Origin of the sequence: Actinorhabdospora filicis (assembly GCF_030269765.1) — a bacterium.
Lineage (GTDB): Bacteria > Actinomycetota > Actinomycetes > Mycobacteriales > Micromonosporaceae > Actinorhabdospora > Actinorhabdospora filicis.
Window position 1 is genome coordinate 105,824 of record NZ_BSTX01000001.1, and the last position, 14,458, is coordinate 120,281.

A 14,458-nucleotide genomic window follows, 5' to 3' on the forward strand; every position below is an offset into this window, starting at 1 on the left:
CGTCGTTGCCAGGAAACAGTGCGGTGTGGGCCGTCAGGTCCGGCGCATCCGCTCCAGGTACAGCTGGAGGATCTCCACGGCCGCCGCCTGGTCCACGACGGCCTTGCGGCGGTGCCCTTTGACACCCCGCTCCGCAAGCCTACGGCTTGCCACCGCGGTGGTGAGCCGCTCATCGACCATACGGACGGGAACGGACTCCACCGATCGGCCAAGGAGTCGCGCGAAGTGACGGGCGTCCCGCGCCGCGTGGCTCTCCTCGCCGGCGAGCGTCACGGGCAGTCCCACGATGATCTCCACCACGTCATGTTCGTCCACCAGAGCGGCGATCGTGGCGATATCGGCGGGAACGCCCTTCTTCGTGCTCAGATCACGCGGAACGGTCTCCACGGGTGAGGCGAGCACGCAATCGGGGTCGCTCATGGCGACCCCGACCCGGACCTTGCCCACGTCCACCGACAGCCTGCGCCCGCGCCGGAACTCCGGGGCGGGGGTCGGGGGCTCGATCTCGGTCACGTGCAGATGGTAACCGGCGGCCCCCAAGGGGACCGCCGGTCGGATCGATCTTTAATGCGCGCCTAAGCCTGAGCGCCGCTCAGCCGCCGGTGGCGACGCGGCCGGTCTCCTCGCCGACCGCGCCGAGCAGGTTCTTCGCCTCGGCCGCCGGGACGCCGCCGCCCTGGGCGACGTCGTCGCCACCGCCGCCGCGCCCGCCGAAGGCGAACTTCACCAGGTCCTTGGCGGTGACGCCCTTGGCGCGGGCCGCGTCGTTGACCGCGACCACGAGGGACGCCTTGCCGCCCTTGGTGGCGGCCACGGCGACCACGCCGGGACGCGCGCCGAAGCGGTCGCGGATGGAGATCGCGAGCTTGCGCGGGTCCTGCTCGGGGTCGAGCAGCGAGACGTACCCGACACCGGCCAGGTCGGCCGCGCTGGCCACGAGCTCGGCGGCCTCGGCGCCCATGAGCTTCTCGGACAGCTGCGCGTTGACCCGCTCGGCGTCCTTGAGGCGGCGCACGAGGGCGCCGACGCGGTCGGCGAGCTCGCCGCGGGGCGCGCCCAGCTCCTCGCTGAGGCGCGTCACGAGGTCGCGTTCGCGGGCGAGGTACTGGAAGGCCTCGATGCCGGTGACGGCCTCGATGCGGCGCTGCCCGGAACCGACCGAGGACTCGGCGGTCACGGCCAGGGAGCCGATCTGCGCGGCGTGCGCGACGTGCGTGCCACCGCAGAGCTCACGGGACCACTCGCCGCCGATCTCGACGACGCGGACGGTCTCGTCGTAGGTCTCGCCGAACAGCGCCAGGGCGCCGAACTCGCGGGCCTCCGCGAGGGGCATGTACCGCACGGCGACGGGGAAGTCGCGGCGGATGGCGGTGTTGGCGGCCTGCTCGACGTCGGCGCGGGTCTGGCCGGTGAGGCCCTTGCGCCAGGAGAAGTCCAGGCGCAGGTAGCCGGGCCGGTTGAAGGAACCCGACTGGAGGGCCGAGGGGCCGAGGACCTCGCGCAGCGCGGCGTGCAGGACGTGCGTCCCGGAGTGCGCCTGGCGGGCGCCGACGCGCCATTCGGGGTCGACGGCCGCGTGGACCTTCTGCCCGACGGCGATCTCGCCGGAGGTGACCCGGACCTTGTGCGCGATGAGCTTCTTGACCGGCCGCTGGACGTCGATGACCTCGATGGCCGCGTTGGGGCCGGTGATGGTCCCGGCGTCGGCGTGCTGGCCGCCGGACTCGGCGTAGAACGGCGTGCGGTCCAGGAACAGCTCGACGATCTCGCCCTCGGCGGCGGAGGTGACCCGCGCGCCGCCGGAGAGGATGCCGATGACGGTGGCCTCGGCGTCCAGGGTCTCGTAGGCGACCCAGTCGGTGGGCCCGTTGCCGTCGAGGAGGGTCCGGTACACCGTCAGGTCGGCGTGGGCGGTCTTGCGCGCGGCGGCGTCGGCCTTCGCGCGGGCGCGCTGCTCGGCCATGAGCGCGCGGAAGCCGGGCTCGTCGACGGCGAGGCCCTGCTCGGCGGCCATCTCCAGGGTGAGGTCGATGGGGAAGCCGTAGGTGTCGTGCAGCTCGAAGGCGCGCTTGCCGGGCAGGACGGACCCGCCCTCGTCCTTGGTCTCCTTGACCGCGAGGTCGAGGATCGAGGTGCCCGTCTTGATGGTGGAGAGGAAGGCCTCCTCCTCGCCGTACGCGTACTGGCTGATCCGCTCGAAGTCGGCCTCCAGCTCCGGGTACGACGGCGACATGCAGTCGCGCGCGATCGGGAACAGGTGCGGGAACGCCGGCTCCTCGAAGCCCAGGAGGCGGATGGAGCGCACCGCGCGGCGCAGGATGCGGCGCAGGACGTAGCCGCGGCCCTCGTTGGAGGGGGTCACGCCGTCGCCGATGAGCATCAGGCCGGTGCGGACGTGGTCGGCGATGACGCGCAGGCGCACGTCGTTCGGGTGCGACTCGGAGGCCACCTGCGAGGTGGACACGCCGTAGCGGACGCCGGTCAGCTCGACGGCCTTGTCCAGGATCGGCTTGACCTCGTCGATCTCGTAGAGGTTGTCGACGTTCTGGAGGATGGAGGCCATCCGCTCCAGGCCCATGCCGGTGTCGATGTTCTTGGCCGGCAGCTCACCGGAGATGTCGAAGTCGTCCTTGGTCCGGAACGCCGACAGCTCGTACTGCATGAAGACGTTGTTCCAGAACTCCAGGTACCGGTCCTCGTCGACCTCCGGGCCGCCCGAGGGGCCGTAGGAGGGGCCGCGGTCGTAGTAGAGCTCCGAGCACGGGCCGGCGGGTCCGGGGATGCCCATGGACCAGAAGTTGTCGGCGTTGCCGCGGCGCACGATGCGCTCCACGGGCATGCCGATGACGCGGTGCCAGATGTCCTGGGCCTCGTCGTCGTCGTGGTAGACGGTCGCCCAGATGCGATCCCCGTCGAGGCCGAAGCCGCCGTCCTCCACCTTGCCGGTGGCCAGCTCCCAGGCGAGGCGGATGGCCTCTTCCTTGAAGTAGTCGCCGAAGGAGAAGTTCCCGTTCATCTGGAAGAACGTGCCGTGGCGGCTGGTCTTGCCGACCTCGTCGATGTCGGGGGTGCGGATGCACTTCTGCACCGACGTTGCGCGCTTCCAGGGCGGGGTGGACTGTCCGAGGAAGTACGGGACGAACTGGACCATGCCCGCGTTGATGAACAGCAGGTTGGGGTCCTCGATCGCCGGAAGCGGTGCGCTGGGCACCACCGTGTGTCCGTTCTTCTCGAAGTGAGCCAGGAACCGGCGCTTGACCTCCGCGGTTCTCATCGGCGTGTGCCACCCTCTCGTGTGTCGAAATCATCCTCGTCGTCATCGGACGGGATGAGCTGGCCGTCGGCCATGGCCTGGTAGATCTCCGCCTCGCGCTCGTGCATCGTGTCGAAGACCTCGGCCATAAAGCTACGTGCGCCGTCGGCGGCACCGACAGCGCTTTTACGCGCGGTGTCGGCGATGCCCCCGGGGGTGAGCTTGCGCGCCCGGCGCGCCACCTGGTGCACGACGATGGCTCCGGCGGCGAGGCCGAGCCCGAGCCAGAAGATCCGCTTGACCATGGACTATCCCTTCGCGTGCTTGCCGCGCGCGGCCTTCTTCTCGGCCTTCTCGGTCGCGCGGCGCTGACGCAGGGCGTCGCGCACGTCGCGGTCCTCGTCGGCGGCGCGGCGCGAGGCGATGGTCTTGCGCAGGCCGTACCCGAACGCGGCGACCTTGACGAGAGGGTTGGACGCGGCGGCGGTGACGATCGTGGAGAGGTTGGCCACGTTGGCCGTGACCTGCTGGGCGTGCGCGGTGATGGTGTCGACGCGCTCCAGCTGGATGTTCACCCCGTCGAGGGAGGAGTGCACCTGCACGAGGGCGGTGTTCACGTTGTCCACCGTGGTGTTCACGTTGGACAGGATCGGGACGATCTTGGAGTCGACGCCCTTGATGGTCTGCGTGGCCGCGTCGAGCAGGCGGCCGGCCTTGATGAGGACGAAGATCATCACGAGCACGAACACGACGAGCGCGCCCGCGGCGATCAGACCGGCGATCTCTCCGGCGTCCACAGGTCCCCCTTGCGTGGAGTTGTGAGGTCTGGGATGGTGGCCCGTCCGAAACGGACAACGGCCCTGACCTTACCCGCCGTCACGTGGGCGGCCCCGACCGGCGTACGCCCATCGCGCGCTCCTCACGCCCGGACCCGCCCACGGGGCGCGGGTCGGCCACGCGGTCGCGGACGACGGCCGTGGCGAGCGCCCCGGAGCACTTGTCGCGGGCGGCCAGATCGGTGACGTCACAGGGAACGGGCCGGATCCACAGGTCGAGGACGTACTCGTCGCGCGACCAGCACGCGTAGGAGCCCACGACGTCCACGCCGGGCGGGCAGCCCTCCAGCAGCAGCGGCTCCCAGCCCTCCTCGCGCAGCGCCTCCGCGAAGGCGTCGCGGGTCTCGGGCAGGGTCCGCGCCGAGGTCCAGGTGCGTTCCCGGGTGCGGCACTCCCCCACGCACCAGCGGTTGCCGGTGGCCGCGTCGGCGGTGGACGTGGCCGCCCAGCCGGGCAGCGCGAGGTCGTCCAGGTCGGCGAAGACGGGGTCCTCCCCGGCCTCGCGGGCCAGCAGCAGCATCGGCACGAACCCGATGGCTAGGACGGCCGCCGTCGCGTAGGTCGCCAGCCGCAGCCGGTGCTCGCGGCGCAGTTCCCGGGAGGCCGGGCTCACGTCCCGCCCCGCACGATCCGCCGGATCTTCTCCAGCCGCTCGCCGACCTCGCGCTCGGCACCGTGCCGGGACGGCTCGTAGTAGGTGCGTCCCCGCACCGGTTCGGGCGCGTAGTCGGCGGTGACCACGCCGCGCGGGTCGTCGTGGGGGTAGCGGTAGCCCTTGCCGTGCCCGAGGTCCTTCGCGCCGCCGTAGTGGGCGTCGCGCAGGTGGGACGGGACGTTGCCCACCTTGCCCTCGCGGACGTCGGTGATGGCGGCGTCGATGGCCTTGATGACCGCGTTCGATTTGGGCGCGGTGGCCAGGTGCACCACCGCCTGGGCGAGGTTCAGGCGGCCCTCGGGCATGCCGATGAACGCCACCGCCTGCGCGGCGGCCGAGGCCGACAGCAGCGCCGTCGGGTCGGCCATGCCGATGTCCTCGCTGGCGAAGATGACCAGGCGGCGGGCGATGAACCTCGGGTCCTCCCCCGCCACGATCATGCGCGCCAGGTAGTGCAGGGCGGCGTCGACGTCGGAGCCGCGCAGGCTCTTGATGAGCGCCGAGGACACGTCGTAGTGGGAGTCGCCGTCGCGGTCGTAGCGCACCGCGGCGGTGTCGACGGCCTTCTCGGCGGCCTCGACGCTGATGAGGCGCTCGCCGAGCGCCTTCACCGAGCCGGCCGCCGCCTCCAGGGCGGTGAGGGCCTTGCGCGCGTCACCGGCGGCCAGGCGCACCAGGTGGTCCTCGGCCTCGGCGCTCAGCTCGACCTCGCCGCCCAGGCCGCGCTCGTCGGTGACGGCCCGGCGCACCAGCGCGCGGATGTGCTCCTCGCCGTGCGCCGCCAGGGTCAGCAGGACGCAGCGCGACAGCAGCGGCGACACGACCGAGAAGTAGGGGTTCTCGGTGGTGGCGGCCAGCAGCGTCACCGTCCGGTCCTCCACCGCCGCAAGCAGCGAGTCCTGCTGGGTCTTGGTGAAGCGGTGCACCTCGTCGATGAACAGCACGGTCTGGACGCCCGAGCGGCGCCGCATCTTCGCCTCGTTGATGACCGCCCGGACCTCCTTCACACCCGCCGAGAGCGCCGACAGGGGCACGAAGCGCCGGGAGGAGGAGTGCGCGACGAGATGCGCGATGGTGGTCTTCCCCGAACCCGGCGGGCCCCACAGGATCAACGACAGAGGGGCGTCTCCGGTGACGAGCTGCCGCAGCGGCCCGCCCGCGACCAGCAGATGCTCCTGCCCGACCAGCTCGTCCACCGTCCGCGGCCGCATCCGCACGGCCAGTGGCGCGTGCGGGTCGACCGCCTCCGGCTCGGCGGCGGTGGGGGTCAGGTCGAACAGTCCGGGCTCATCCACGCTCGGCCACACTACCGGGACGCGGTGACGAGAGCCGGCGGGAGCGGCTCGGCGTGCACGATCGTCAGCCGCGACACCGCGCGGGTGAGGACCACGTAGAGCCGGTTCATCCCCCGTGCCTCGGCGGCCACGATCGTGGCGGGCTCGGCCACGATCACGTGGTCGTACTCCAGGCCCTTGGCCAGGTCGGCGGGCATGAGCGTGACGCGCTCGTCCGCGGGCAGGACCTCGCCGACGGCGTCCAGCACGTCGCGGGTGGCGATGACGCCGACCGAGCCCTCGTACTTCAGGGCGTCGGCGACGGCCGCGGCGGTCTCGGCGGCGAGCTCGCCGGTCTCGCGCACGTCCAGCAGGCCGTCGCGCCGCAGCGACTTCGCCTCCGGCACGTCCACGCCCAGGTCCGGCAGCAGCCGGTTGGCCAGCTCGATGATCGACTCGGGCACGCGGAAGCCGGTGGTCAGCGCGACGACCCGCCCGTCGGGCTTGCCCATGTGCGCCATGGAGACCGCCCAGTCGCGGGCCGCCCACGGCGAGGTGCCCTGCGCGAGGTCGCCGAGCACGGTGATGGACCCGTGGGCGCTGCGCCGGGCGATGGCGCGGCACTGCATCGCCGAGAGGTCCTGGGCCTCGTCGACCACGACGTGCCCGAACCCGGCGGGCCGCTCCAGCAGCCCGGCGATCTCGTCGGCGAGGACGGCGTCGGCGGTGGTGAAGCGCGGGGTCTTCGTCTTCGACGCCAGCAGCGCCAGCTCGTCGCCGGTGAACAAGTCGCGGTTGAGGCCCTCGCGCCAATCGGCGTCGGTGAACAGGCGGGTGAGCAGCTTCTTCGGGTCCAGCGGCGGCCACACCGCGTCCAGAACGCCCGTGACGCTCTTGGCGCGGCCGAGCTTGCGCAGCCAGCCCTCGGCCGGGGACTCGCCGGTGCGGCGCTCGATGCTGCGCTGCACGGCGGCGACGATCAGCGCGCGGACGCGCTCGCGCCCCACGTGGTAGGGCAGCCCCTCGCGGCGGGTGTCGTCGACGGCGCGGGTGAGGTCCTCCTCGCCGACGCGGTGCCGCCACCCGCCGTCGGTGACGGTGAGGGTGCCCTCGGGGCGCGCGAGGTGGGACCACACGGCGCGGCGCAGCAGCTCGGCCATGCGCTCGTCGTGCTTGAGGACCTCCGCCTCGGGCGCGTCGGTGCCCTTGACGACCAGGCCCTCGACGAGTTCGGCGACGGTGACCTGGGTGACGTCCACCTCGCCGAGGGTCGGCAGGACCTGGTCGATGTAGGACATGAAGGCGGTGTTGGGGCCGACGACCAGGACGCCGTTGCGTTTGAGGCGGTCGCGGTGGGTGTAGAGCAGGTAGGCGGCGCGGTGCAGGCCCACGGCGGTCTTGCCGGTGCCGGGGGCGCCCTGCACGCAGACGGAGTCGGCGAGCCCGGCGCGGACGAGGTCGTCCTGCTCGGGCTGGATGGTGGCGACGATATCGCGCATGGGGCCGACGCGGGGCCGCTCGATCTCGGCGGCGAGGATGGCGCTGCTGGTCTCGACGCCGGAGGCGAGGTTCTCGTCCTCGAAGCTGGTGAGGTGGCCCCCGGCGAAGCCGAAGCGGCGGCGCATCGTGACGTCCATGGGCTCGCGCACGCTGGCCTGGTAGAACAGCCGCGAGACGGGGGCGCGCCAGTCGAGGACGAGCGGCTCGCCGGTCTCGTCCACCACGTGCCGCCGCCCCACGTGCCAGTGTTCCAAACCCCCGTGCTCGGCCGGGAAGTCGATGCGCCCGAAGAACAGGGGCACGTCGGGCAGGTCGGCGAGGTCCTTCAGGCGCAGCGCGCGCGCCTTGCCGAGGGCCTCGGAGGAGTAGGCGTTGCCACCGGCGTCGACGAGGCCGCTGGTGCGGTCGCGCATCCGCGCGAGGGCGACGTGGGAGGCCGCGAGGTGGTCGCGCTCGGCGCCGAGTTCGGCGTCGAGGGCGGTGTCGGTCGTGGTCGTGTTGACTGCGGGCATGGAGAATCCGCCTTCGGTGCCGATCGGAAGAGGGAACCCACTGCCTTAGGCCCGGCCGTGTGGTGGACGTCCGGCTCGCCCGGCTGCGACGGGGATCAGAGATCCTACCCGCCGAGGAATTCCCTCGCTCCGCGCAGGCGGGTGGTGAGCAGCCGCGCGGCCAGGCCGCTGTCCAGGGTCGTGTCGCCCGGGCGGGGGACGCCGAGGTCGGCCCCGCGCCCGGCGGGCACCGCGGCGGGGTCGAGTCCGGCGCGCGCGGCGACGAGGCACCCGAGCTCGTGGCGGGTGAGGGCGTCGGCGCCGCCGAGGTGGATGACACCGGCGTGCTCGCCCTCGGCGAGTTCGAGGAGGGCCGCCGACAGGTCGCCGGGGTGGACGGCGCTGCGGACCTCGTCGGTGAACAGCGCGCCGGGACGCTCGCCGCGCGCCAGTTCCAGGCTGAAGCCCTCGTGCTTGCTGCGCCCGTCGCCGAGGACGAGGGAGGTGCGGGCGACGGTGGCGGCGGGGTGGACGGCGCGGACGGCGGTCTCGGCGGCGGCCTTGGCCGCGCCGTAGCGGTTGACGGGGTCGGGCCGGTCCTGCTCGCGGTAGGGCGCGGCGCGGCCGGAGAAGACGGCGTCGCTGGACAGGTGCACCAGCCGGGCGCCCTCGCGGGCGGCGGCCACCGCGATGTAGGCGGCGCCGTCGGCGACGCAGGCCCAGTCGTCGAGGTCGCCGACGGCGGCGTGCACGACGGCGGTGGGCCGCAGCCGCCGGAACAGGGCGTCCACGGCGCCCCGGTCGCGGACGTCGAGGCGCTCCCAGGCGTAGGGGGCGTCACCGGGGGCGCGCAGATACGTGGCGGCGACCTCGTGCCCGGCGCGGTGCGCGCGCCGGGCGACGAGGCCGCCCACGTAGCCGCTGGCCCCGGTGACCAGCAGGGTCACCGGGATCAGGCCTCGGCCGTCTCGGTCTTCTTCTCGAAGACGGCGTCGACGCCGGCCTCCTTGCGCTGCTCGGGCGTGATGGGGGTCGGCGCGCCGGTCAGCGGGTCGTGGCCGCCGCCGCTCTTGGAGAAGGCGATGACCTCGCGGATGGAGTCCTCACCGGTGAGCAGGGCGCAGATGCGGTCCCAGCCGAAGGCGATGCCGCCGTGCGGCGGGGGGCCGTACTGGAAGGCGTCGAGGAGGAAGCCGAACTTGTCGGCGGCCTCGTCGTCGGTGATGCCGAGGGTCGTGAAGACCCGGCGCTGCATCTCGGCGGAGTGGATACGGATGGATCCGCCGCCGATCTCGTTGCCGTTGCACACGATGTCGTAGGCGTAGGCCAGGGCGGCACCCGGGTCGTCCTGGAACTTCTGGGCCCAGTCGGCGTTCGGGGACGTGAAGGGGTGGTGCAGGGACGTCCAGCCCTCGTCGGTCTCGCCGAACATGGGGGCGTCGACGATCCACAGGAACGACCACGCGTTCTCGTCGATCAGCTCGCAGCGGCGGCCGATCTCCAGGCGGGCCGCGCCGAGCAGCTCCTGCGCGTCGACGCGCTTGGGGCCGGCGGCGAAGAACACGGCGTCGCCGGGCTTGGCGCCCACGGCGTCGGCGAGCCCGGCCAGGTGCGCCTCGGAGAGGTTCTTGGCGACGGGCCCGCGGGCCTCGCCGGTGTCGGCGTCGAGGACGACGTAGGCCAGGCCGCGGGCGCCGCGCGCCTTGGCCCAGTCCTGCCAGCCGTCGAGCTGCTTGCGGGTCTGGGACGCGCCGCCGGGCATGACGACCGCGCCGACGTAGCCGCCGGTCTCGATGGCCTGGGCGAAGACCCGGAACTCGGTGCCGCTGAGGTAGCCGGTGAGTTCGGTGATCTCCAGGTCGAAGCGCAGGTCGGGCTTGTCGGAGCCGTAGCGGTTCATGGCGTCGTGCCAGGTGAGACGGCGGATCGGGCCGGGGATCTCGAATCCGGCCAGCTCACGCCACAGCGCCCGGACGATCTTCTCGCCGAGGGCGATGATGTCGTCCTCGGTGACGAAGGACGCCTCGATGTCGAGCTGGGTGAACTCCGGCTGCCGGTCGGCGCGGAAGTCCTCGTCGCGGTAGCAGCGCGCGATCTGGTAGTAGCGCTCCATGCCGGCGACCATCAGCAGCTGCTTGAACAGCTGCGGCGACTGCGGCAGGGCGTACCAGGCGCCCGGCTTGAGGCGGACGGGGACCAGGAAGTCGCGCGCGCCCTCGGGGGTGGAGCGGGTGAGGGTCGGCGTCTCGATCTCGGTGAACTTCAGCTCGTGGAGGAGCTCGCGGGCGATGCGGTTGGCCTCCGAGCGCAGGCGCATCGCGGCGGCGGGGCCGGTGCGGCGCAGGTCGAGGTACCGGTAGCGGTGGCGGATGTCGTCGCCGACCTCGACGTTGTCGTCGATGGGCAGCGGCAGCGGCGCCGAGACCGACAGCACGGTCAGCTCGTCGGCGACGATCTCGACGGCGCCGGTGGCCAGCTCGGGGTTCTCGTTGCCCTCGGGGCGGGCCTGGACGGTGCCGGTGATCCGCACGCAGTACTCGTTGCGGAGGGCGTGGGCGGCCTCGGCGACCTCGCCCTCGCGGAAGACGACCTGGACCACGCCCGAGGCGTCCCGCAGATCGATGAACTCGACACCGCCGTGGTCGCGGCGGCGCGCCACCCACCCCGCGAGGGTGACCTGCTCGTCGACGTGCGCGGCACGCAGGGTGCCGGCCTCATGGGTCCGGTACAAGGGACGTTCTCCTCGTTCGAGTCGTGTATTCGCCCCTCATTGTTTCAGGCGGTGTCGAGCCGTTTCAGGCGGTGTCGAGGACCGGTTCGGCCGCGCGCGCCGGCTCCTCCGCGGGCGCCGGCGTGCGGTCGAGGGTGATGAGCAGCCAGCCCGCGAAGGCCAGCAGGGCCCCGCCGCCACCGGCGGCCACGAAGCCCCAGGGCGCGCCCAGGTGGTCGATGATGGCGCCGACGATGGGGGCGCCGATCGCGCCGCCGACGGTGATCGCCGAGCCGTGCATGCCCATGGCCTCTCCCCGCACCGAGGCGGGGACGAGCTTGCTCACCTTGTCGCTCATCGCGCTCAGCGAGGGCGCGCACAGCATCCCGGCGGGGATCAGGACCAGCGCCATCGCCCACCACGTCGTGGTCAGCGCCAGCGGCAGCAGCGCCACGCACATGCCCAGCAGCAGGAGCAGCGGGTGGACCTCGCGGTTGAGGCCGCCGTAGACGAAGCCGCCGATCAGCGAGAACGCCGCCCACAGGCCCAGCACGATCGCCGACTGCGACTCCTGCCCGTGCGCCTTGAGCATCGCCACCATGGACACCTCGCCGCCGCCGAGGGCGATGGTCGCGCCGACGGCGGCGATGAGCATCGCGACCATCGGCCCGCGCAGCCACGTCCGGCGCGCCGGGCGGGCCTGCCCGGCCATCTCGGCCAGTTCCTCGGCGTTCTTGGTGGGCGGGTTGAGCCGGAACAACATCAGCGCGGCCATCGCCGCGAGCCCGGCGACGCAGTAGAGGGCCGCCTCGGAGTTCGCGCTGGCGATGAAGATCGCGCCCGCCGGTGCGACGATGAAGGCGATCTCGACGCCCATCGCGTCCAGCGAGTAGGCGGTGCGCCGCTGGTCGGGGGGCACCATCGCGGCCAGCGCCTGCCGGATCGTGCCGAACACCGGCAGCGCCGCCAGTCCCGCCAGCAGCGCGCACGCGGCGAGCACCGGGTAGGACATGAGCGGGGCCGTCGTCCAGAACACCGCGGTGGCCACCCCCGTCACCGCCAGCACCGGCCGCAGTCCCACCCGGTCGATCAGCCGCCCGTTCACCGTCGAGCCCACGGCCGCGCCCACGGTCAGCAGGGCCGAGACGAGCCCGGCCTGGAGGTAGCTGCCGTGCAGGCCCTCGCGGACGTGGAAGAGCATCGCCATGTTCATGGCGGCGACCGGGAACCGGGCGGCGGAACCGACGATGATCAGGGCCGTGACGCCGGGGAGCGACAGGACCCGCTTGTAAGGGGTGAGATTCATGAGTGGTGGTGACCTCCGCGGTCCATCCTCGCGGGTGGCTACGACGATTGTCGCCCGCGCGGGCGGTGATCCCCCTCACCAAGATCGGTGGACTTGAACGGCGAACGAGGGACCCACTGGAGAAGATTCCCCGGAGCGTGTTCCGGATACAGTGACGGCCGCTCACCCGCGCGGCTCAGGTGGCAGGAGCGCCGTCATGTAAAGACGGAGATCGTGGGTTCGAGTCCCACCGCGGGAGGGACACCAGGACGCGCCCGGTAGCGCAGACGGTCGTCGCGCTCGACGCCTGATCGAGAGGACGCCGGTTCGACTCCGGCCCGGGCGCGTTCCCTCTTCCGAGGAGGACTGACATCGCTGAGAAGGACACCATCGACGCCGACGACCTCGCCCGCTTCCACGACCTGCTCGGCCGCCTGCGCGCCCTGCCGCCGGAGGACCCCGCCCGGCGGCACGCCGAGAGCGCCGCCGCGGCCTTCGCGCGCGACGGCCGCCGCAGGCGCGCCGCGTCCGACCGGGCCGCCGACCGCGCGGTCCGGAACACCCCCCGCGGGCCGGACGCGCCACCCGTCCCGATGTACCGCCGCGCCCGCCCGTGCGCCCTGTGCGCGGCGAAGTTCCGCCACGCCCACGGCCACTACCGCGACCTGTGCCCGTCCTGCGCGGCCGCCCACTGGACCCGCCGCACCGCCCGCGCCGACCTCTCCGGTCGCCTCGCCCTCGTCACCGGGATCGCCGACGACGCCTCCTACGAGCTGACGCGCATGCTGCTGCGCGACGGAGCGGAGGTCGCGGTGGTGACCGACCCGCGATCGGAGCGCAACCGCGCCCGGCTGGAGCAGGAGGCGCGCACCGCGCCGGACTCCCGGCTGACGGTCCTGGTCAACGGCCTGTCCGGCCAGTACGACGTCGACGTGCTCGGCCGGGACATGTACGACCGGTACCGCGGGCGCCTGTCGATCCTGGTCAACACCGCGCACGTCGCCCAGGCGCCCTACGCGATGTGGAGGTCGCAGCTGGAGGCCGCGGCCGCCAGGTACGTGGTCCCCACGCTGCTCGTCTACAAGTTCCACGCCTCCCTGTCCAAGGCGCCCGGAGGCGGCCACGTCATCACCGTCGCCCCGGGGCGGATCGACGCGCTGCCGGCGCAGCGCATCCACCGTCACGACATCGTCCCCGCCACGCCGCCGCGCGGGATCCTGGACGACATCGACGCCGCAGCCACTCTGTACGCGCCGCTCGTGGCCGCGTTCCCTCGCGCGACGTGAACCCGGTATCGTCTCGGCCACATCCGGGGTGGCGCAGGTGGCAGCGCGCCGTTCCCGCAGGGCGGAGGCCGCGGGTTCGAATCCCGCCCCCGGATGTTCCAGGACACCCCTCGTAGCGCAGAGGTCGTCGCGCCCGGCTCCCACTGAAGATCGGTGGACCGGGAGGACGCCGGTTCGACTCCGGCCGGGGGTGTTCCACCCATCTCGGAGGCGGCATGGACGACGGCATCGAGCACTTCCACCGGCTGCTCGGCGAGCTGCGCGCGCTGCCGCCGGACGACCCGGCGCGGCTGCGCGCGGAGAGCGCGGCCGCCGCCTTCGCCCGCGACGGGCGCAAGCGCCGCCGCGGTGCCGACCGCCGCGCCGACACCGCCGCCCGGGACGCCTTCACACCGCCAGCCGCGCCCACGTCGTACCTGGAACGCGGCACGCTCTACCGCCGGGCCCGCCGCTGCGCCCTGTGCGCGGCCAAGTACCACCAGGCGCATCACCCCTACCACCACCTGTGCCCCGCCTGCGCCCACGCTCACTGGCAACGCCGCCACACCCACGCGGCGCTCGACGGCCGGACGGCCCTGGTCACCCACGCCCACGACGGCCCCGGCTTCGCCCTGGCGTGGCGGCTGCTCCGCGACGGCGCCACGGTCATCACCGCCGCCCCCGAGCCCGAGCGCACCCTGCGCCGCTTCGGCCACGCCTTCGCCCACCGCGAGCGCTGGGAGGCGATGCGGCGCGGCGAAGGCGCTCTCGACCGGCTGCACGTCGTCGAGGCCGATCTCTCCGGCGAGCGGGACGTGCGCGCGCTGGCCGCCGAGACCGCGCGGCTGTCGGGCGGGCGGCTGTCCGTGCTCGTGCACACCGCGACACCGCCCCTCGACCCTCAAGGCCCGTGGGACCGCCGCCTGACCGAGGCCACGCTGAACACCGTCGTCCCCGGCTGGCTCACCGAGCGGCTGCGGCCCGCGCTCGTCGCGTCCCCCGGCGGTGCCCACGTCATCACCGCCGCTCCGGCCGTGCTCCAAGCGCCGGTGTGGGTGGGCGTGACGTTCCACGCGGTCGACCCCGGCGTCCCCGACCACCGCTCACCCGTGCCGCCGCTCGACGCCGAGGACGCCGCCGCCACCCTCTACGCCCCGCTCGTCGCGGCCTTCCCGCGCGCCACGTGAAA

Annotated in this window: 11 protein-coding genes, 4 tRNA genes and 1 pseudogene; 6 read left to right on the plus strand and 10 right to left on the minus strand. The window is 73.1% G+C overall.

Features of this window, described 5'->3' with window-relative positions:
- Positions 1-33 precede the first annotated feature (33 nt).
- The 10 genes and pseudogenes from ruvX to QSK10_RS00585 all read right to left on the minus strand — a co-directional run bounded on the left by ruvX (position 34) and on the right by QSK10_RS00585 (position 12,025).
- Positions 34-513, minus strand: a complete 480-nt coding sequence (ruvX, locus tag QSK10_RS00540) for a Holliday junction resolvase RuvX (RefSeq protein ID WP_285660542.1) — start codon at positions 511-513, stop codon at positions 34-36.
- A 79-nt stretch (positions 514-592) separates the two neighbouring features.
- The gene (gene alaS, locus QSK10_RS00545) at positions 593-3,274 is read right to left on the minus strand and encodes an alanine--tRNA ligase (RefSeq protein WP_285660543.1); all 2,682 of its coding nucleotides are present in this window, start codon (positions 3,272-3,274) and stop codon (positions 593-595) included.
- Positions 3,271-3,558, minus strand: coding sequence for a hypothetical protein (locus tag QSK10_RS00550; RefSeq protein ID WP_285660544.1), 288 nt, complete (start codon positions 3,556-3,558; stop codon positions 3,271-3,273). Before QSK10_RS00550 ends, alaS begins: the two co-directional genes overlap by 4 nt.
- A gap of 3 nt (positions 3,559-3,561) precedes the next feature.
- Positions 3,562-4,050, minus strand: a complete 489-nt coding sequence (locus QSK10_RS00555) for a DUF948 domain-containing protein (protein WP_285660545.1) — start codon at positions 4,048-4,050, stop codon at positions 3,562-3,564.
- Positions 4,051-4,129: 79 nt separating this feature from the next.
- Positions 4,130-4,702, minus strand: coding sequence for a hypothetical protein (locus QSK10_RS00560; RefSeq protein WP_285660546.1), 573 nt, complete (start codon positions 4,700-4,702; stop codon positions 4,130-4,132).
- Positions 4,699-6,039, minus strand: coding sequence for a replication-associated recombination protein A (locus QSK10_RS00565; protein WP_432705283.1), 1,341 nt, complete (start codon positions 6,037-6,039; stop codon positions 4,699-4,701). Before QSK10_RS00565 ends, QSK10_RS00560 begins: the two co-directional genes overlap by 4 nt.
- Positions 6,040-6,050: 11 nt before the next feature.
- Positions 6,051-8,030, minus strand: a complete 1,980-nt coding sequence (locus tag QSK10_RS00570) for a HelD family protein (RefSeq protein ID WP_285660548.1) — start codon at positions 8,028-8,030, stop codon at positions 6,051-6,053.
- Between the two features lie 104 nt (positions 8,031-8,134).
- A complete protein-coding gene (locus tag QSK10_RS00575; protein WP_432705311.1) occupies positions 8,135-8,962 on the minus strand; it encodes an SDR family oxidoreductase in 828 nt (275 codons plus the stop codon).
- A 35-nt stretch (positions 8,963-8,997) separates the two neighbouring features.
- Positions 8,998-10,740 (minus strand): annotated as a pseudogene (aspS, locus tag QSK10_RS00580) (aspartate--tRNA ligase); the annotation flags it as partial.
- A 64-nt stretch (positions 10,741-10,804) separates the two neighbouring features.
- A complete protein-coding gene (locus QSK10_RS00585; protein ID WP_285660550.1) occupies positions 10,805-12,025 on the minus strand; it encodes an MFS transporter in 1,221 nt (406 codons plus the stop codon).
- A gap of 165 nt (positions 12,026-12,190) precedes the next feature.
- Between QSK10_RS00585 and QSK10_RS00590 the strand changes: the two genes are divergently transcribed.
- The 6 genes from QSK10_RS00590 to QSK10_RS00615 all read left to right on the plus strand — a co-directional run bounded on the left by QSK10_RS00590 (position 12,191) and on the right by QSK10_RS00615 (position 14,456).
- A tRNA-Tyr gene (locus tag QSK10_RS00590) sits at positions 12,191-12,262 on the plus strand.
- Positions 12,263-12,275: 13 nt separating this feature from the next.
- Positions 12,276-12,351 (plus strand) — tRNA-Arg (locus QSK10_RS00595).
- A gap of 246 nt (positions 12,352-12,597) precedes the next feature.
- The gene (locus QSK10_RS00600) at positions 12,598-13,290 is read left to right on the plus strand and encodes a Rossmann-fold NAD(P)-binding domain-containing protein (protein WP_285660551.1); all 693 of its coding nucleotides are present in this window, start codon (positions 12,598-12,600) and stop codon (positions 13,288-13,290) included.
- 22 nt (positions 13,291-13,312) lie between these two features.
- A tRNA-Ala gene (locus QSK10_RS00605) sits at positions 13,313-13,385 on the plus strand.
- A 10-nt stretch (positions 13,386-13,395) separates the two neighbouring features.
- Positions 13,396-13,483, plus strand: a tRNA-OTHER gene (locus QSK10_RS00610).
- 22 nt (positions 13,484-13,505) lie between these two features.
- Positions 13,506-14,456: a Rossmann-fold NAD(P)-binding domain-containing protein gene (locus QSK10_RS00615; protein WP_285660552.1), complete on the plus strand. Its 951-nt coding sequence runs from the start codon at positions 13,506-13,508 to the stop codon at positions 14,454-14,456.
- The last annotated feature ends 2 nt before the right edge of the window (positions 14,457-14,458 follow it).

Bases quoted from the DNA above. Each gene is read 5' to 3' on its own strand.
- QSK10_RS00600 (WP_285660551.1), top strand. From the start codon at position 12,598: ATGTACCGCCGCGCCCGCCCGTGCGCCCTGTGCGCGGCGAAGTTCCGC.
- QSK10_RS00585 (WP_285660550.1), bottom strand. From the start codon at position 12,025: ATGAATCTCACCCCTTACAAGCGGGTCCTGTCGCTCCCCGGCGTCACG.
- QSK10_RS00615 (WP_285660552.1), top strand. From the start codon at position 13,506: ATGGACGACGGCATCGAGCACTTCCACCGGCTGCTCGGCGAGCTGCGC.
- alaS (WP_285660543.1), bottom strand. From the start codon at position 3,274: ATGAGAACCGCGGAGGTCAAGCGCCGGTTCCTGGCTCACTTCGAGAAG.
- QSK10_RS00570 (WP_285660548.1), bottom strand. From the start codon at position 8,030: ATGCCCGCAGTCAACACGACCACGACCGACACCGCCCTCGACGCCGAA.
- QSK10_RS00550 (WP_285660544.1), bottom strand. From the start codon at position 3,558: ATGGTCAAGCGGATCTTCTGGCTCGGGCTCGGCCTCGCCGCCGGAGCC.